The sequence below is a fragment of the Rhizobium sp. SRDI943 genome (assembly GCF_057653695.1).
In genome coordinates, this window is record NZ_CM172787.1 from 1,457,542 (window position 1) to 1,473,718 (window position 16,177).

19 protein-coding genes and 1 pseudogene are annotated in these 16,177 nt (G+C 61.3%); 9 read left to right on the plus strand and 11 right to left on the minus strand.

From position 1 onward, the window contains the following. The first annotated feature begins 78 nt into the window (after positions 1–78). The 5 genes from rpsM (at position 79) to AC245Y_RS07395 (ending at position 3,177) form a co-directional block, all read left to right on the plus strand. Positions 79–447 carry a 30S ribosomal protein S13 gene (rpsM, locus tag AC245Y_RS07375; protein WP_003547573.1) on the plus strand — a complete coding sequence of 123 codons (369 nt, stop codon included), beginning with the start codon at positions 79–81 and terminating at the stop codon, positions 445–447. Between the two features lie 133 nt (positions 448–580). Next, positions 581–970, plus strand: a complete 390-nt coding sequence (gene rpsK, locus AC245Y_RS07380; RefSeq protein ID WP_003547577.1) for a 30S ribosomal protein S11 — start codon at positions 581–583, stop codon at positions 968–970. A 97-nt stretch (positions 971–1,067) separates the two neighbouring features. Next, complete coding sequence (locus AC245Y_RS07385) at positions 1,068–2,078, plus strand: DNA-directed RNA polymerase subunit alpha (RefSeq protein WP_003547579.1); 1,011 nt, start codon at positions 1,068–1,070, stop codon at positions 2,076–2,078. A gap of 123 nt (positions 2,079–2,201) precedes the next feature. Then, on the plus strand, positions 2,202–2,624 hold the full coding sequence (gene rplQ, locus AC245Y_RS07390; RefSeq protein WP_003547581.1) for a 50S ribosomal protein L17: 423 nt from the start codon (positions 2,202–2,204) through the stop codon (positions 2,622–2,624). A 160-nt stretch (positions 2,625–2,784) separates the two neighbouring features. After that, complete coding sequence (locus tag AC245Y_RS07395; RefSeq protein WP_017993649.1) at positions 2,785–3,177, plus strand: ribosomal maturation YjgA family protein; 393 nt, start codon at positions 2,785–2,787, stop codon at positions 3,175–3,177. Here AC245Y_RS07395 and msrQ read toward each other — a convergent pair. Together msrQ and msrP are read right to left on the minus strand one after the other, a co-directional pair. After that, positions 3,174–3,842 (minus strand): protein-methionine-sulfoxide reductase heme-binding subunit MsrQ, encoded by a 669-nt coding sequence (gene msrQ / locus AC245Y_RS07400; protein ID WP_012757025.1) that lies wholly within the window; start codon positions 3,840–3,842, stop codon positions 3,174–3,176. The two genes, AC245Y_RS07395 and msrQ, sit on opposite strands and share 4 nt — an antisense overlap. Beyond that, entirely contained in the window at positions 3,842–4,789 is a 948-nt protein-coding gene (gene msrP / locus AC245Y_RS07405; protein WP_026157320.1) for a protein-methionine-sulfoxide reductase catalytic subunit MsrP, read from the minus strand. Before msrP ends, msrQ begins: the two co-directional genes overlap by 1 nt. Before the next feature lie 335 nt (positions 4,790–5,124). Between msrP and ilvD the strand changes: the two genes are divergently transcribed. Further along, positions 5,125–6,963 (plus strand): dihydroxy-acid dehydratase, encoded by a 1,839-nt coding sequence (ilvD, locus tag AC245Y_RS07410; protein WP_012757027.1) that lies wholly within the window; start codon positions 5,125–5,127, stop codon positions 6,961–6,963. 170 nt (positions 6,964–7,133) lie between these two features. Here the strand turns inward: ilvD and AC245Y_RS07415 are convergent, their stop codons facing one another. Together AC245Y_RS07415 and AC245Y_RS07420 are read right to left on the minus strand one after the other, a co-directional pair. Next, the gene (locus tag AC245Y_RS07415; RefSeq protein WP_012757029.1) at positions 7,134–7,487 is read right to left on the minus strand and encodes a lysozyme inhibitor LprI family protein; all 354 of its coding nucleotides are present in this window, start codon (positions 7,485–7,487) and stop codon (positions 7,134–7,136) included. Between the two features lie 23 nt (positions 7,488–7,510). Beyond that, complete coding sequence (locus AC245Y_RS07420; RefSeq protein WP_012757030.1) at positions 7,511–7,891, minus strand: YkvA family protein; 381 nt, start codon at positions 7,889–7,891, stop codon at positions 7,511–7,513. Between the two features lie 256 nt (positions 7,892–8,147). Between AC245Y_RS07420 and AC245Y_RS07425 the strand changes: the two genes are divergently transcribed. Both AC245Y_RS07425 and AC245Y_RS07430 read left to right on the plus strand, forming a co-directional pair. Next, positions 8,148–9,551 (plus strand): DegQ family serine endoprotease, encoded by a 1,404-nt coding sequence (locus AC245Y_RS07425; RefSeq protein ID WP_012757031.1) that lies wholly within the window; start codon positions 8,148–8,150, stop codon positions 9,549–9,551. Beyond that, positions 9,548–10,864 (plus strand): replication-associated recombination protein A, encoded by a 1,317-nt coding sequence (locus tag AC245Y_RS07430; RefSeq protein WP_012757032.1) that lies wholly within the window; start codon positions 9,548–9,550, stop codon positions 10,862–10,864. The genes AC245Y_RS07425 and AC245Y_RS07430 overlap by 4 nt, the downstream gene beginning before the upstream one ends. Positions 10,865–10,877: 13 nt before the next feature. Here the strand turns inward: AC245Y_RS07430 and AC245Y_RS07435 are convergent, their stop codons facing one another. The 5 genes and pseudogenes from AC245Y_RS07435 to AC245Y_RS07455 all read right to left on the minus strand — a co-directional run bounded on the left by AC245Y_RS07435 (position 10,878) and on the right by AC245Y_RS07455 (position 12,923). Then, complete coding sequence (locus AC245Y_RS07435; protein ID WP_003547605.1) at positions 10,878–11,189, minus strand: DUF1883 domain-containing protein; 312 nt, start codon at positions 11,187–11,189, stop codon at positions 10,878–10,880. Between the two features lie 132 nt (positions 11,190–11,321). Beyond that, a complete protein-coding gene (locus AC245Y_RS07440) occupies positions 11,322–11,585 on the minus strand; it encodes a hypothetical protein (protein WP_012757034.1) in 264 nt (87 codons plus the stop codon). A gap of 26 nt (positions 11,586–11,611) precedes the next feature. After that, entirely contained in the window at positions 11,612–11,794 is a 183-nt protein-coding gene (locus AC245Y_RS07445) for a hypothetical protein (protein ID WP_012757035.1), read from the minus strand. Between the two features lie 117 nt (positions 11,795–11,911). Next, positions 11,912–12,768 (minus strand): annotated as a pseudogene (locus tag AC245Y_RS07450) (dihydrodipicolinate synthase family protein). Positions 12,769–12,776: 8 nt separating this feature from the next. Then, positions 12,777–12,923, minus strand: a complete 147-nt coding sequence (locus tag AC245Y_RS07455; RefSeq protein WP_164902823.1) for a hypothetical protein — start codon at positions 12,921–12,923, stop codon at positions 12,777–12,779. A 196-nt stretch (positions 12,924–13,119) separates the two neighbouring features. Between AC245Y_RS07455 and AC245Y_RS07460 the strand changes: the two genes are divergently transcribed. Further along, positions 13,120–14,067 carry an alpha/beta fold hydrolase gene (locus AC245Y_RS07460; RefSeq protein ID WP_017993654.1) on the plus strand — a complete coding sequence of 316 codons (948 nt, stop codon included), beginning with the start codon at positions 13,120–13,122 and terminating at the stop codon, positions 14,065–14,067. A 41-nt stretch (positions 14,068–14,108) separates the two neighbouring features. On the opposite strand, the gene AC245Y_RS07465 is transcribed toward AC245Y_RS07460, so the two are convergent. Continuing rightward, on the minus strand, positions 14,109–15,113 hold the full coding sequence (locus AC245Y_RS07465) for a ketopantoate reductase family protein (RefSeq protein ID WP_017993655.1): 1,005 nt from the start codon (positions 15,111–15,113) through the stop codon (positions 14,109–14,111). Positions 15,114–15,216: 103 nt separating this feature from the next. Continuing rightward, the gene (locus AC245Y_RS07470) at positions 15,217–16,068 is read right to left on the minus strand and encodes an oxidoreductase (protein ID WP_017993656.1); all 852 of its coding nucleotides are present in this window, start codon (positions 16,066–16,068) and stop codon (positions 15,217–15,219) included. Positions 16,069–16,177: the final 109 nt, after the last annotated feature.

The following is a 16,177-nucleotide window of genomic DNA, read 5'->3' on the forward strand; positions in this document are numbered from 1 at the left end:
AATCTGAACGGGCGGTTCTCAAGACCGCATAACGAAGCCCACTTGCCGGATGGCAACTGGAATGCAAGGAGAATAGGCGTGGCACGTATCGCTGGCGTCAACATCCCGACTGCGAAGCGCGTTGTCATCGCGCTGACCTACATTCACGGGATCGGTTCGAAATTCGCACAGGAAATCGTCGAGAAGGTCGGTATCCCGGCTGAACGCCGTGTGCATCAGCTGACGGACGCAGAAGTCCTTCAGATCCGTGAAGCTATCGACCGCGACTATCAGGTCGAAGGCGATCTTCGTCGCGATACCGCGATGAACATCAAGCGCTTGATGGACCTCGGCTGCTACCGCGGCCTGCGTCATCGCCGCGGCCTTCCGGTCCGCGGTCAGCGCACGCATACCAATGCCCGCACCCGCAAGGGTCCGGCAAAGGCAATCGCTGGCAAGAAGAAGTAATTTCCGGGAAACCGGGGTGGGGAGGCTGGCGGTCTGCGCCGGCCTCTTTTGAGTTTGGAGCGGGACCATATAGGCGCCGTTCCGGTGTAGCCGCTGGCATTACGGCGGTGAAGAGATCAACGAAAGGAATACCATGGCTAAGGAAGCCGTCCGCGTTCGCCGTCGCGAGCGCAAGAATATCTCGTCGGGTGTCGCTCACGTCAACTCGACCTTCAACAACACGATGATCACCATCACCGATGCGCAGGGCAATGCGATCGCCTGGTCGTCGGCTGGCGCCAAGGGCTTCAAGGGCTCGCGCAAGTCGACCCCGTTCGCTGCCCAGATCGCTGCCGAAGACTGCGCCAAGAAGGCCCAGGAGCACGGTATGAAGTCGCTGGAAGTCGAAGTCTGCGGTCCGGGTTCGGGTCGTGAATCGGCTCTGCGCGCGCTCCAGGCTGCAGGTTTCATGATCACGTCCATCCGCGACGTGACCCCGATCCCGCACAATGGCTGCCGTCCGCGCAAGAAGCGCCGCGTCTGATCATCGCTCTCGTCACCGGTGAGCGCCTGCGCGCTCCCGGTGGTTTTCAAGCTCGGTTGCCACGATTGGATGGTGGCAACGAACGGAAGGCAAACTCATGATTCAGAAGAACTGGCAGGAACTGATCAAGCCGAACAAGGTGGAGTTCTCCTCGAGCTCGCGCACCAGGGCGACGCTTGTTGCCGAACCGCTGGAGCGCGGCTTCGGCCTCACCCTCGGCAACGCGCTTCGCCGCGTTCTGCTTTCCTCGCTGCGCGGTGCTGCCGTCACGGCGGTGCAGATCGATGGCGTGCTGCATGAATTCTCCTCGATTCCGGGCGTCCGCGAAGACGTCACGGACATCGTGCTCAACATCAAGGAAATCGCCATCAAGATGGATGGCGACGATGCAAAGCGCATGGTCGTGCGTAAGCAGGGCCCTGGCGTTGTCACGGCTGGCGACATTCAGACGGTCGGCGATATCGAAATCCTCAACCCCGAGCATGTCATCTGCACGCTCGACGAGGGTGCCGAGATCCGCATGGAATTCACCGTCAACAACGGCAAGGGCTATGTTCCGGCCGAACGCAATCGTGCGGAAGATGCTCCGATCGGTCTCATCCCGGTCGACAGCCTCTACTCGCCGGTCAAGAAGGTGTCCTACAAGGTTGAAAATACCCGCGAAGGACAGGTTCTCGATTACGACAAGCTGAACATGACCATCGAAACCGATGGCTCGATCACCGGCGAAGACGCCGTCGCTTTTGCGGCGCGCATCCTCCAGGATCAGCTTGGCGTCTTCGTCAACTTCGACGAGCCGCAGAAGGAAACCGAAGAGGAAGCAGTCACCGAACTCGCTTTCAACCCGGCTCTCCTGAAGAAGGTGGACGAACTCGAGCTGTCGGTCCGTTCGGCAAACTGCCTGAAGAACGACAACATCGTCTACATCGGCGACCTCATTCAGAAGACCGAAGCAGAAATGCTCCGCACACCGAATTTTGGTCGCAAGTCGCTGAACGAAATCAAGGAAGTTCTCGCTTCCATGGGCCTGCACCTCGGCATGGAAGTGCCGGCATGGCCGCCCGAGAACATCGAAGATCTCGCCAAGCGTTACGAAGATCAATACTGAAAAAACAAAAGGCAGGCTCTTTCGGCTGCCTTTCCCCGTCAAACAGCAGGCCGATCGCCTGCATGTGCCAGGAAACGGCAGGCCCACTTAGCGTAAGGGCACCTGCATTAAAGGAGAATAGCAATGCGCCATGGTAAAGCCGGCCGCAAGCTGAATAGAACTGCAAGCCACCGCAAGGCGATGTTCGCCAACATGGCGGCTTCGCTGATTACCCACGAGCAGATCGTCACGACCCTGCCGAAGGCCAAGGAAATCCGTCCGATCGTCGAGAAGCTCGTCACGCTCGGCAAGCGCGGCGACCTGCACGCTCGCCGTCAGGCGATCTCGCAGATCCGCGATGCCGCTGTCGTCGCGAAGCTGTTCGACACGATCGCAACGCGTTACGCCACCCGCAACGGCGGCTACCTGCGCATCATGAAGGCCGGCTTCCGCCAGGGCGACAATGCCGCGATGGCCGTGATCGAATTCGTGGATCGCGACGCCTATGCCAAGGGCGCTGCAGACAAGGCCCGCGTCGCTGCTGAAGAGCAGGCCGTCGCCGCTTAAATCCTCCGCTCCGGCGGAAACAGAACAGCCGGGCTGCGAAGCCCGGCTGTTTTTGTTTGTGCACGACAGCGCCACGCTTCTTTTCAGATCAGCCGTTCAACCGGCTGAGGTGCAGATAGGACAGGTTCATTTGGGCGAAGTCTTTGAAAATCGTCGTCGAGTGCAGTTCCTCCGTCTCATAGCCCTGCTTGCGGTTATTGCGCTCGGGCTGGCGCTCAGACGGTTTGGCTATGCGGCCGATCTGCCCTTCATTGTCGTCAAATATGGTGGATCGGCACTCTGGGGAGCGATGGTCTATCTGCTCGTGGCGCTGTTTGTCGCAAGGTCACGGCCGGCAGCAATTGCTGTTACAGCGCTTTTCATAGCGATCTCGGTGGAATTGTTCCGGCTTTATCACACGCCCTGGCTCGATGCGTTTCGGCTGACCACGGCAGGCGCCCTGCTGCTTGGCCGGGTATTCTCGCTTTGGAATATGCTGGCCTATGCAATCGGCATAGCCACGGCTTGCGCCTTCGATCCCGCACATCGGGCGGCCTTGTCTCCTCGCCGCTAACCTGCCGTCTCACGAACAGACGCCACTGCGCGATTGCGCGTCCGCCCTTTGCCCTTCTGCCTGTTGCGTGCGATCGGCCGGTAGGAGCGGTAGAGGATGAGCGCGATGATCAGCCCGACATAGATATATTGCTCGAGGTCGAGGATCTTGGTCGAGAGCGCGAAGTGCAGCGCCCCGCAGGCGGCGATGATATAGACGAGGCGATGTAGCCAGATCCAGTTCTTGCCGAGGCGGCGGATCGAGAGATTGTTGGATGTCAGCGCCAGCGGAATGAGCATCGCAAGCCCGGCCATGCCGAACATGATGAAGGGGCGCTTCAGCACGTCGTTGATGACGGCGGAAATATCCATCGCCTGGTCAAGCACCATGTAGACGGTGAAATGCATCAGCGCGTAGTAGAAAGTCAGCAGGCCAAGCGCGCGGCGATAGCGCAGATAGTTCCAGCCGAAGAGCTCACGGGCAGGGGAAACGGCAAGGGTCAGGATTAGGAAACGGATCGTCCAGATGCCGAGGAAGAGCTCGAAGGTCTTGACTGGATCGGCGCCGAGCTGATCGGTCGCTCCGAGATAGAAAGTCCAGGCCGCAGGCACGAGCCCGACGACATAAAGCAGCCAGACGGAGGCGGGTTGCCAGCGCTTCGGGATGGCGAGCGACAGTTCCGCCATCAGAAATTCGCCTTCAGGTCCATGCCGGCATAAAGGCTTGCCACCTCGCCGGCATAACCGTTGAAGGGCAGGGTGGGGTGGCGGCCGGCGCCGAAGAAGCCGCTTTCGCCGATGCGCCGTTCGCTCGCCTGGCTCCAGCGGGGATGGTCGACCGCTGGATTGACGTTGGCGTAGAAGCCGTATTCCTGCGGATTGGTGACCTGCCAGGTATTCTTCGGCTGCTGGTCGGTGAGTGTGATCCTGACGATCGACTTGATGCCCTTGAAGCCGTATTTCCACGGCACGACGAGGCGGATCGGTGCGCCGTTCTGGTTCGGCAGCGTTTCGCCATAGAGCCCGACGGCCAGCAGCGCCAGCGGATGGCGCGCCTCATCGAGGCGCAGACCCTCGACATAGGGCCAGTCGAGCGACTGAAAGAAACCTTTCTGCCCAGGCATCTCCTCCGGCCGCACCACGGTTTCGAAGGCGACGTATTTGGCGCTGCCGAGTGGCTCCACCTTGTCGAGCAGCGATGCCAGCGGAAAGCCGTCCCAGGGGATGACCATCGACCAGGCCTCGACGCAGCGCATCCGGTAGGTGCGCTCCTCGATCGGGAATTCCTTCATCAACGCCTCGAGGTCGAAGGTGCCTGGCTTTTTGACCATGCCGTCAACCTTGATCGTCCACGGCAGCGGCTTGAAATCGCTAGAAAGAGCTGCGGGATCGCCCTTGTCGAGGCCGAACTCATAGAAATTATTGTAGGTCGTGACGTCCTTGATCGGCGTCGCCTTCTCGTCGACCTTGTACTTGCTCTCAACGGCGGAGAGAGCCGCAGCACTCGCCTTGCCGGCGTTGTAGAGCGCCATGGCGCCAAGCGCTGCCGCACCGAGGAATTCACGACGGCGCACATAGATCTGGCGCGGCGTAATCTCCGATGACGCGATCTTCGGTGGGCGATAGCTTGGCATGTCGAAACCTCCTCGGCGGATATCCTGAAATATAGCCCTTAAACGAACCGCCGGCATGTCTAGATTAGTGTCTAAGCCTTGAATATTGCTGACGGGAAGCCAATTTTTTGTGTTCGGTCGTGATGGAATAGGCTGTAACAAAACACCGCGTCGAACCGTATATGATCGATGGGCCTCATGGCGCTTCTCCCCGGCGTACCGGATTTGGGCTTCCCGGTAGTGACAGCCCCCGTCGATTGGATTAGGACAATTCCAAAAAGCGGCGTTTGCCCGGCCCGCAGGCTCCATGTCGCCCGGCTTCGCCTGATAATTCCGACACGTTGAGGAAGACACCGATGCCAGTTTACCGTTCCAGAACCACGACCCATGGCCGCAACATGGCGGGCGCCCGCGGCCTTTGGCGCGCCACGGGCATGAAGGATTCGGATTTCGGCAAGCCGATCATCGCGGTGGTGAATTCCTTCACCCAGTTCGTGCCCGGCCACGTGCACCTGAAGGACCTTGGCCAGCTCGTTGCCCGCGAGATCGAGGCGGCCGGCGGTGTCGCCAAGGAATTCAACACGATCGCCGTCGATGACGGCATCGCCATGGGCCATGACGGCATGCTTTATTCGCTGCCCTCGCGTGAGCTCATCGCCGACAGCGTCGAATATATGGTCAATGCTCATTGCGCCGACGCCATGGTCTGCATCTCCAATTGCGACAAGATCACCCCCGGCATGCTGATGGCGTCGCTGCGTCTCAATATCCCGACCGTCTTCGTCTCGGGCGGTCCGATGGAAGCCGGCAAGGTCGTGCTGCACGGCAAGACGCATGCGCTCGACCTGGTCGATGCCATGGTCGCCGCAGCCGATGACAAGATCAGCGACGAGGACGTCCAGACCATCGAACGCTCGGCCTGTCCGACCTGTGGTTCCTGCTCCGGCATGTTCACCGCCAATTCGATGAACTGCCTGACGGAAGCCCTCGGCCTGTCGCTGCCCGGCAACGGCTCGACGCTTGCCACCCATCTCGACCGCAAGCGCCTCTTCGTCGAGGCCGGTCATCTGATTGTCGATCTCGCCCGCCGTTATTACGAGCAGGATGACGTCAAGGCGCTGCCGCGCACCATTGCCTCCAAGCAGGCCTTCGAGAATGCCATGACGCTCGATATCGCCATGGGCGGTTCCACCAATACGGTCCTGCACATTCTTGCCGCCGCCCATGAAGGCGAGATCGATTTCAATATGGCCGATATCGACGCGCTGTCGCGCCGCGTGCCGTGCCTGTCGAAGGTCGCACCCGCCAAGAGTGACGTGCATATGGAAGACGTCCACCGCGCCGGCGGCATCATGTCGATCCTCGGCGAACTCGACAAGGGTGGTCTCTTGAACCGCGATTGCCCGACGGTCCATGCCGAGACGCTGGGCGATGCGATCGATCGCTGGGATATTACCCGCACGAACAGCGAAACCGTGCGCAACTTCTATCGTGCCGCACCCGGCGGCATCCCGACCCAGGTCGCCTTCAGCCAGGAAGCCCGTTGGGACGATCTCGACACCGATCGCGAGAACGGCGTCATCCGCTCGGTCGAGCATCCCTTCTCCAAGGATGGCGGCCTTGCCGTGCTCAAGGGCAACCTTGCGATTGACGGCTGCATCGTCAAGACCGCTGGCGTCGATGAATCGATCCTGAAGTTCTCCGGCCCCGCCCGCGTCTTCGAAAGCCAGGATTCGTCGGTCAAGGCGATCCTTGCCAACGAGGTGAAGGCCGGCGACGTCGTCGTCATCCGCTACGAAGGTCCGAAGGGCGGCCCGGGCATGCAGGAAATGCTCTATCCGACGAGCTATCTGAAGTCGAAGGGCCTCGGCAAGGCCTGCGCGCTCATCACCGACGGCCGCTTCTCCGGCGGCACTTCCGGCCTCTCGATCGGCCACGCCTCGCCGGAAGCGGCAAATGGCGGCACGATCGGCCTGGTGCGCGAAGGCGACATGATCGACATCGACATCCCCAACCGCACGATCAGCCTGCGTGTCAGCGAGACTGAACTCGCCGCCCGCCGCGCCGAGCAGGACGCCAAGGGCTGGTACCCGGTCGAAGTCCGCAAGCGCAATGTCACGACCGCGCTAAAGGCCTACGCGGCCTTCGCAACGAGTGCGGACCGCGGTGCCGTGCGCGATCTGAACGCCCGCTGAGCAGCCTCAGCTTACGAGCCGTTGATGAAAAGTCAGCAGCTCTTCCAACCGGTCGATTCAGAGCATGATGCCGAAAAGTGTGAGCGGTTTTCGGACGACATCATGCTCTCACTCTATAATGTAGAACAGGATTCAGATTTTAGGCCGACCCGGCCTAAAATCATCCTGTTCTAGAGCGGCCGGTTGATGTTTTTATAGGTCTCGCCGAACTGCTTCAGCCGCTCGTCATAGGCAGCCTTGATACACGCCGCATCAGCTCCGCATTCCTGCCGCTTTTTCAGCCAGGCCGTCTGTTCGTCCTGCAATGTTCCGCGCGAACCCATGGCCAGAAGGCCCGAGAGCAAATCGAAAGTCGTCACCATCTTCACGTCGGCATCGTTGAGTGCGCGGTTGTCGCAGATCGCTTTTTCATCCGGCTTCAATTCTTTCGCATCGCAATCGAAGCTTGCTGCCTGTGCCAGGTTCGATGCAATGAGCAGGATCGCAAAGCCGAGGGCCGCTGTCGTCGTTCTTGTCGTGATCATTCATATGTTCCTATTGCTGCCGGTCAGGCTAGCTTCCGCAGTGCCAGAGCCAGGAAGATGATGCACATGAGCCAGACGGCAAGGATGAAGATCAGTCCGACCCGGCTGGAGGGATGCTCGATGCGCCCTGTCGCCTCCGTACGAAGCTCGTTCATCACCTCTATTGGCACGAGCCGGATCGCCAGCACGATGCCGAGCGGCACGATAAGGAGGTCGTCGAGATAGCCGAGGACGGGGATGAAATCGGGGATGAGATCGATGGGCGACAGCGCATAGGCTGCAACGGCGCCGGCCACCGCTTTGGCATGCCACGGCACGCGGGAATCGCGGGCGGCAAGCCATAGGGCGACGATGTCACGCTTCAGTAACTTCGCCCAGTTTTTGGCTTTTGATATCAGTTGCATGGCCAATCTTCCTGAATCAAATTCATAATGAGTTCAACCGGTTCCTAAGACGCCCTCTCGCCTTGTTCTTCCATGCTTCCGCCCTCTTTCCTTTCTAGCGTCGGGCCGCAGAACAGGATGGTTTTAGGCCGGTTCGGCCTAAAATCTGAATCCTGTTCGCAATAAATAGTTAGAGCATGATGTCGTCCGAAAACCGCTCACGCTTTTCGGCATCATGCTCTAAAACGTTCCTCAAGAGGATTCACAAGGGATACCCATGCAAGGCCTGTTCAAGCGCGCCTCCGTCTCGCTATTCGCTCTCATGCTCGTTCTGCCGGCTGCGGCCCATGCGCAGACGGCAAAGACCGTACCCGAGAGCCAGATGCAGATGCAGCTCTCCTTCGCGCCGCTCGTCAAACAGACGTCAGGCGCCGTCGTCAACGTTTATGCGGAAAAGACCGTCCAGCGGCAGTCGCCCTTTGCTGGCGACCCTTTCTTCGAGCAATTTTTCGGCCAGCAGATGCCGAACCGTTCGGAGAAGCAGTCTTCGCTCGGCTCCGGCGTCATCGTCGAGGCGAACGGCACTGTCGTGACCAACAATCACGTCATCGAGGGCGCCGACGATATCAAGGTGGCGCTCTCGGACGGCCGCGAATTCCCCTGCAAGGTGGTACTGCGCGACGACCGTGTCGACCTTGCCGTGCTGAAGATCGACGCCAAGGAAAGCTTTCCGACATTGCCGATCGGCAATTCCGATACGGTCGAGGTCGGTGATCTCGTGCTGGCGATCGGCAATCCCTTCGGTGTCGGCCAGACGGTGACGAGCGGTATCGTCTCGGCGCTTGCCCGCAACCAGGTGATCAAGAACGAGTTCGGTTTCTTCATCCAGACCGATGCCTCGATCAATCCCGGCAATTCCGGCGGTGCCTTGATGAATATGAAGGGCGAGCTGATCGGCATCAACACGGCGATCTTCTCGCGCGGCGGTGGATCGAACGGCATTGGTTTCGCCATCCCCGCCAATCTGGTCAAGGTCTTCCTCACCTCTGCCGATGCCGGCGTCAAATCCTTCGAGCGGCCCTATGTCGGCGCGAGCTTCGATGCCGTGACCTCGGAAGTGGCTGAGGCGCTGGGGCTGAACAAAGTCCGCGGCGCGCTCGTCGTCAAGGTTTCGGAAGGTGGGCCAGCCGCCAAGGCCGGGCTGAAGGCCGGCGAAATCGTCACCGCCGTCGACGGAATTTCCGTCGAGCATCCGGATGCGCTGCTCTACCGGCTGACGACGGCCGGTCTCGGCAATTCAGTCAAGCTCACCGTCATCGAGAATGGCCGCGAGGAGCAACTGCCGCTGACGCTTGCCCGCGCCCCGGAAACCTCGCCGCGCGACCAGCGCACCATCGGCGGACACACGCCGTTTACCGGTGCCGTCGTCGAAAACCTGTCGCCGCGTGTCGCCGACGAGCTGCGCATGCCGCCCGAATCGGCAGGCGTCGTCGTATCCGAGGTGAAGGAGGATTCGCCTGCCGCCCGTCTCGGTTTCGAACCGAAGGATATCATCGTCTCGATCAACGGTACCGATGTGAAGTCGACCAGCGAACTGTCCGAGATCGCCGATAGCGACCCCGGCCTCTGGCGGGTCGAGATCGAGCGTGACGGCCAGCGCATCCGGCAATTCTTCCGATGAGCAACGATCTCTTCGCGCCGCGCGTTCCGGAGGAGGTCGCCGCCAGGCGGCCGCTTGCCGACCGGCTGCGGCCGAAGACGCTTGCCGATGTCACCGGTCAGGAACACCTGACCGGCGAGGATGGCGTGCTGAAAAGAATGATCGAAAGCGGCTCGCTCGGCTCGATGATCTTCTGGGGTCCGCCCGGCACCGGCAAGACGACGGTGGCACGGCTGCTTTCGGGCGAGGCGGGCCTGGCCTTCGAGCAGATATCGGCGATCTTCTCCGGCGTCGCCGACCTGAAGAAGGTGTTCGAGACAGCCCGTTTGCGGCGTATGGACGGCCGTCAGACGCTGCTCTTCGTCGATGAGATCCATCGTTTCAACCGCGCCCAGCAGGACAGTTTCCTGCCCGTCATGGAGGATGGCACGGTCATCCTCGTCGGCGCCACCACCGAGAACCCCTCCTTCGAGCTCAACGCCGCTCTGCTGTCGCGTGCCCGTGTGCTCACCTTCAAGTCGCATGACGAGGAAAGCCTTGAGGAACTGCTGAAGCGTGCCGAGACGATCGAGCAGAAGCCGCTGCCGCTGACGGAGGATGCCCGCGTGAGCCTGATCCGCATGGCCGACGGCGATGGCCGCGCCGTGCTGACGCTCGCCGAAGAAGTCTGGCGCGCGGCGCGCGAAGGCGAGAGCTTCGATACCGAAGGCCTGACGCGCATCGTCCAGCGCCGTGCCCCGGTCTACGATAAGGCGCAGGATGGCCACTACAATCTGATCTCGGCACTGCATAAATCCGTACGCGGCTCGGATCCCGATGCCGCGCTCTATTATCTCGCCCGCATGTTCGATGCCGGCGAGGACCCGCTCTATCTCGGCCGGCGGCTGGTGCGCATGGCTGTGGAGGATATCGGTCTTGCCGATCCGCAGGCACTGGTGATCTGCAATGCCGCCAAGGATGCCTATGAGTATCTCGGCTCGCCGGAAGGCGAACTGGCGCTTGCCCAGGCCTGCGTCTATCTCGCCACCGCCCCGAAATCGAATGCCGTCTACACCGCCTTCAAGGCGGCAAGCCAGGCCGCCAAGCAGAACGGCTCGTTGCTACCGCCGAAGCACATCCTCAACGCGCCGACCAAGCTGATGAAGGGTGAGGGTTACGGCGACGGCTATCGCTACGACCACGACGAGCCGGATGCCTTTTCCGGCCAGGATTATTTCCCGGAGAAGATGGGACGCCAGATCTTCTATGATCCGCCGGAACGCGGCTTCGAGCGCGATATCCGCAAGCGGCTGGAATGGTGGGCGAAGCTTCGCAAAGAGCGTAATCCGCGCTGAAGCCCGGCGAACCTCAGGAGGCGCGCGGCGTCTTCTGATTTGCCGGCGCGGCGATCACCTTGACGGACGATTCCGCAAGCCCGTGATGACCTTCCATATCGACGATGACATGCCAGTGACCGCTTTCCGGAACGGCGATCTTGATCGGCGATTTGCGTGCCACGCCGCCGATATATTTGAAATCGAGAACCTCAGTAAACCGCTGAAAATTCGGGGCCGTCATCAGGCGGACATTGTTCACCGCATTCAACGACACCTCGATGATCGTTCCGGCGCGTTGTTCCTTGAGATCGTAATGGGTGAAGCGGAAATTCGGTTTCGGCATCGGTCTCGCGGCGTCTGAAGTCTCTGCGCCAGGATTTTACCAGAATGTGGGTTAAGGAAAAGTTGGAAATCGGCCGTTCAGCTCATGTCTTCGTACTCCCGCTGCATGAAAACAGCGGGAGTACGGCAAGATTTAGTGGATATTCGCCGTGCCGCGCGCAAAGGGCGCGAGTTCGAGCACCATGCCTGCGGCCGCCCTGTGGATATCGGCGGAGAGGCAGTTGCATTCCCCAGCTGCGAAATGGAGGGCGGCCGCTTCATTGATGAAGAGCCCGCCGACGAGGCCGTCGCGGTCGTGGACGATCCAGCGGCCGCTTCTGTTGCGGCCGACGGTGAAGCGGGCGGAAGGCGAAAGTGCTGCAGCGGGAAGGCTGCGGCGTTGCTGTGCGTTTGCCATTGTGGTGATCCTTCGGTCCTGATGCTTCAACGGGAGATGAGGTCGAACATCATCTGGACCAGGCCAGCAAAGGCCAGCGTCATCGCAAGGCGGGGTGCAATCGCGACAAGGCCGGAGAGTATCGAATGGGAGGGATCGGCGGCGAGTGTGCTGATGTGGCCGCGTTGCAGCGGGTCGCTCTCGGCACTCGGTTCAGTCAGGCGTGACATCGGTTTGTCCTTTCGAAGTCTCAACCGCCGCTTGATCGAGCGGCGGTGTCACGCTTCAAAAATAAGCTCCGGTGGATAGGGTTTCCATTTGGCGGCGAAAACGAAAATATAAAAATCTCATAGGGATAACGCCATCCCCGCGCTGTTTTCGTCAAGGAAGGGCGCAAGCGCCTTGCCGATGGCCAAACGCACCTCCGGCTCGGCAGCGACAAGCGGAAGGCGAAGCTCGGCCTCCAGGCCGCGCATCAGCCGGAGCGCGTATTTGATCCTCGACGGATCGCCCTCCGGCCCGTGCTGCCTGCTGCATCGAGGTGAAGAGCCTTGGCAGAACGTTGGCGCCCGGCGAGATCGCGCCGTCGCCGCCAGCGATGGTGAAGGCGAGCGCGGAAGGGTCATGGCCGGAAAAGAAGCGGAAGCGCTGTCGCAGGATCGGCGAAAGGCCGGCGAAGCGAGCGATGTCGCCCGTCGCGTCGCGAATGCCGACAATCCCCGGGGATGGCGGCCAGCCTGCCGAGCGTTTCCGTCGAAAGATCGCTCGCCGTCTGCGCCGGCGCGTGGTCGACGATGACAGGCAGTCGGCTCGCCGCTGCCACCTGTTCGAAGTGGTGGATGATGCCTTTCTGCCCGGGCTTGGAATAATAGGGCACGGTGACGAGTGCGGCGGCGGCGCCGAGCGCTTCCGCCTCTCGGGTGAGCGCGATCGTGCTTTCGGTGGAGTTGGTGCCGGTGGCGGCGACGACGGGCACGCGGCCGGCGGCCGATTGGATGCTGAGGTCGATCACCTCAGCGCGCTCCTGCGGCGAAAGCGTCGGGCCTTCCCCTGACACGGAGCAGACAGCAAGCCCGTCGACGCCGCTGAGGATCTGCCATTCTGCAAGCGCCCGAAACGCCGGCCTGTCGAGGCCGCGATGGCGAAACGGTGTGACAAGAGCGGTGATCGCGCCGCCAAGGCGCGGCATTCTCGCCGTTTCCATGGCGGATCTCAGAGCGCGCCGAAAACGATGTAGAGCTCGACGCAGGCGAGCACCACGCCGAAGACGATCAGCGCCTGGGCGGTGCGCTTCTCGCGCATCTGCTTACTGCCGCGGGTGATCCTGTGTGGACGAGGGAACTGAAAACCGGAAGACATGACATCTCGCATGGCATTTGACCTTTGCAGTGATGACGAAAGGCTAATGCCGCTTGCGATAGGAAATCCATTCGGAGCGAGGCGCGAAAATATAGGAATGACATAAAGACCAATGCGAGAAATTTCGAAGTGCGGTGTCGGAAAGACATGAGCGCCGCCGTCCTTGCGGTATCGACGCAAACATGGGAGCAAGGACATGTCGAAGATGACGCTGATTTCGATGATCGCAACCGCTGCCGCATTCCTGGCCGCGCCCGATATATCAGGCGCCGACAGCAGCACGCCTGTTATCGAGGAGAAGAAGGCTGCAGCGCCGATTGTCAGGAAGGGAAGTCTGCCGGTCAACGGCATCGATTATTATTCCGAGATCCGCGGCGAGGGCGAGCCGCTGCTGCTCCTTCACGGCGGCCTCGGGCAGATCGAGATGTTCGCGCCGGTCATGCCTGTCTTCACCGACCACCGGCAGGTGATCGCCGTCGATCTGCAGGGCCATGGCCGCACCCCCCTCGGCAAGCGGCCGATCGAGCTTCCGGCCATCGGCGCCGATCTGGCAATCCTGATGAAGCAGCTCGGTTACGACAAGCTCGATGTCTTCGGCTATTCCTTTGGCGGCGGGGTGGCGTTGAACATGGCGGCGAACGCTCCCGACCAGGTGCGCCGGCTAGTGATCCTCTCGGCACCCTATGCGCAGAACGGCTTCTTCCCGGAGATGCTGCCGCAGCAGGCGGCCGTCGGCGCCGGTATGGCCGACATGATGAAGGACACGCCGATGTTCCTCTCCTACAAGGCGGTGGCGCCTGACGTTTCGGAATTTCCGAAGCTGCTCGACGCCATGGGCGCGCTGATGCGCGAACCCATCGACTATAGCGATGCCGTCGACAAGCTCACCATGCCGGTTATGCTGATCTATGGCGATGCCGACATGATCCGGCCCGAGCATATGATCGACTTCTACCACAAGCTCGGCGGCGGTCTGCGCGATGCGGGCTGGATGCGGGAAAACATGTCGAAGAACCGGCTGGCGATCCTGCCCGATCTCACCCACTACGAGACCTTCGCCTCGCCCCTCATGGCGACTATGGCGATGACCTTCCTCGATGGTGGCGGCAAGGCGCCGAACTGGGCCGAGCAGGTCGGAAAGTAAGCGAAGACGGCCGGGTTTTCCCGGCCGCCCTTCCTCCGCAATCAGCCGCCGCGCTGGTTTTCCCGATCCAATTGCGTCACCAGCGCCAGGATCGTTTCCGACACCGGCGTCGGCACTGCGCCCAGGCGTCCGAGCGCCACCACCATGCCGACCAGCGGCGTGATTTCGAGCGCCTTGCCGCCGATCAGATCCTGCAGCATCGATGTGCGCACGCCGCCGATATGGCGCGATTGTTCCAACCGCTGCTCGACGGTCATGCTGAACCGCGCGCCCAAGGCCTCGCCGACGGCGTGGACTTCACTCATCACCTTGCCGACCGTAGCCGAAAGGGCGGGATCCGCCATGATGTCGGTCATCAGCGCCCTGGTCAGCGCGCTGATCGGGTTGAAGGCGGCGTTGCCCATCAACTTGCTCCAGATCTCGCCGCGGATATCAGGTGTCGTCGTAATGTTGAGACCCGCGCCGGTCAGCACCGCGGCGATCACCTCGAGATCGGGCGAGATGTCGTCGGAGGGCTCGCCGAGCACGAAGCGGCCGTTGTGGGAAAGCTGGATCTCGCCGGGGTTGATCACCTCGGCACCCTGATAAGCGACGCAGCCGATAACGCGTTCCGGCCCGATCAGCCGCCAGAGCCTGCCGCCGGGATCGAGCTCGTCGAACTGCAGCTCGGCATGCCGGCTCTGGGTATCGCGGTGAAAATACCACCACGGGATGCCGTTGAGGATCATGACGACGCGGGTGCCCTCCTTGAGGAGGCCTGCAATGCCTTCGGCAGCGGGTGCCAGCTGATGCCCCTTGAGGCCGGTGATGACGAGATCCTGCGGCGGCAATGTCCTGGGATCGTCGGTCGCGGTGAGGCGGACATTGAGCGGCCTTTCCGCATCGGCTTCGCGCAGGCTGAGACCGTTGTCGCGGATGGCGTCGAGATGCGCCCCACGCGCGATGACGGAGATGGTGGCGTCGTTTCCGGCCTGGCGTGCCAGCTTGGCGGCGATAGCGCCGCCAAGCGCGCCGGCGCCATAGATGCAGATGGACTTGATGGACATGCTCGCCTCTTCATGGTGGTGATCGAACCTAGATCTAGGTCATTCCAGAAGTGAGGCGAATGCTAATTTGCCGCATCATGCGTTTTCCTGCGGGCAGTGCCCTTCAGGCCGAGGCCTTTGCCTCGCTTGGAAAATCCGTGGACAAAGCGAGCTGGCGCCAGACGGCAAGTTCCTGTTCGACGCTGGCATGCTGCTCCTCGATCACGGCTACCGTATCGCTGCCGAACGGCATGCGCAGCGGCGGATTGGGCGAATTGGCGAGCGTCATGATGCCGGCGGCAAGCTTGGCGGGATTGCCGGGCTGGGCATGGTTTGCGTCGGCAGCGAAACTACGCATCTTGCCGGCCGGCGTACCCTCGTAGTCCGCGATGGAGGCCGGGCTGATCGCCAGCGAGGTGTCGGCGAGGAAGTCGGTGCGGAAGAAGCCCGGCTCGACGATCGTCACCTTGATGCCGAAAGGTTCGAGTTCGGCGGCCATCGATTCCGAGAGGCCTTCGACGGCGAACTTCGTCGAGCCGTAGACGCCCCAGCCGGGATAGCCGAAGTAACCGCCGATCGATGAGAAGTTAAGGACATGGCCGGAACGCTGGCGGCGCATATAGGGCAGCACGGCGCGCGTCACTTTCAAGAGGCCGAAGACATTTGTGGCATAGAGCTTTTCGACCTCTTCGGCGGTGGCTTCCTCGACAGCGCCGAGCAGGCCGTAGCCGGCATTGTTGGCGAGGACGTCGATACGGCCGAAGCGGGCGATGCCGGCAGCCGCTGCCTCCTTGGCCTGCGCCTCGTTGGTGACGTCGAGGGCAACGGCCAGCAGGTTCGGATGCTCGCCGAACTGCTCGGTGATGGTCTTCGGGTTGCGGGCAGTGGCGATAACGGCATCGCCTGACGCAAGGGCTTCCTTGGTCATCAGCGCGCCGAAGCCGCGGGATGCACCAGTGATGAACCATACTTTCATGACGAATTCCTTTCGAGAGCTATTCGGTTGGCGTCGCATCTCTGTGCTGACCGGTTGAATTTGACCGAAAATCCGTTGCTGTATAAGATTTGTTATTCTTGAAACTATG

Excerpts from the sequence above, each read along its gene's own strand:
- msrQ (WP_012757025.1), bottom strand. The coding sequence starts at position 3,842 with ATGGCGGAACTGTCGCTCGCCATCCCGAAGCGCTGGCAACCCGCCTCC.
- AC245Y_RS07460 (WP_017993654.1), top strand. The coding sequence starts at position 13,120 with ATGTCGAAGATGACGCTGATTTCGATGATCGCAACCGCTGCCGCATTC.
- msrP (WP_026157320.1), bottom strand. The coding sequence starts at position 4,789 with ATGCCAAGCTATCGCCCACCGAAGATCGCGTCATCGGAGATTACGCCG.
- AC245Y_RS07415 (WP_012757029.1), bottom strand. The coding sequence starts at position 7,487 with ATGATCACGACAAGAACGACGACAGCGGCCCTCGGCTTTGCGATCCTG.
- rpsK (WP_003547577.1), top strand. The coding sequence starts at position 581 with ATGGCTAAGGAAGCCGTCCGCGTTCGCCGTCGCGAGCGCAAGAATATC.
- AC245Y_RS07445 (WP_012757035.1), bottom strand. The coding sequence starts at position 11,794 with ATGTCACGCCTGACTGAACCGAGTGCCGAGAGCGACCCGCTGCAACGC.
- AC245Y_RS07470 (WP_017993656.1), bottom strand. The coding sequence starts at position 16,068 with ATGAAAGTATGGTTCATCACTGGTGCATCCCGCGGCTTCGGCGCGCTG.
- rplQ (WP_003547581.1), top strand. The coding sequence starts at position 2,202 with ATGCGCCATGGTAAAGCCGGCCGCAAGCTGAATAGAACTGCAAGCCAC.
- AC245Y_RS07455 (WP_164902823.1), bottom strand. The coding sequence starts at position 12,923 with ATGTCTTCCGGTTTTCAGTTCCCTCGTCCACACAGGATCACCCGCGGC.
- ilvD (WP_012757027.1), top strand. The coding sequence starts at position 5,125 with ATGCCAGTTTACCGTTCCAGAACCACGACCCATGGCCGCAACATGGCG.
- AC245Y_RS07430 (WP_012757032.1), top strand. The coding sequence starts at position 9,548 with ATGAGCAACGATCTCTTCGCGCCGCGCGTTCCGGAGGAGGTCGCCGCC.
- AC245Y_RS07420 (WP_012757030.1), bottom strand. The coding sequence starts at position 7,891 with ATGCAACTGATATCAAAAGCCAAAAACTGGGCGAAGTTACTGAAGCGT.
- AC245Y_RS07465 (WP_017993655.1), bottom strand. The coding sequence starts at position 15,113 with ATGTCCATCAAGTCCATCTGCATCTATGGCGCCGGCGCGCTTGGCGGC.
- AC245Y_RS07385 (WP_003547579.1), top strand. The coding sequence starts at position 1,068 with ATGATTCAGAAGAACTGGCAGGAACTGATCAAGCCGAACAAGGTGGAG.
- AC245Y_RS07440 (WP_012757034.1), bottom strand. The coding sequence starts at position 11,585 with ATGGCAAACGCACAGCAACGCCGCAGCCTTCCCGCTGCAGCACTTTCG.
- AC245Y_RS07425 (WP_012757031.1), top strand. The coding sequence starts at position 8,148 with ATGCAAGGCCTGTTCAAGCGCGCCTCCGTCTCGCTATTCGCTCTCATG.
- AC245Y_RS07435 (WP_003547605.1), bottom strand. The coding sequence starts at position 11,189 with ATGCCGAAACCGAATTTCCGCTTCACCCATTACGATCTCAAGGAACAA.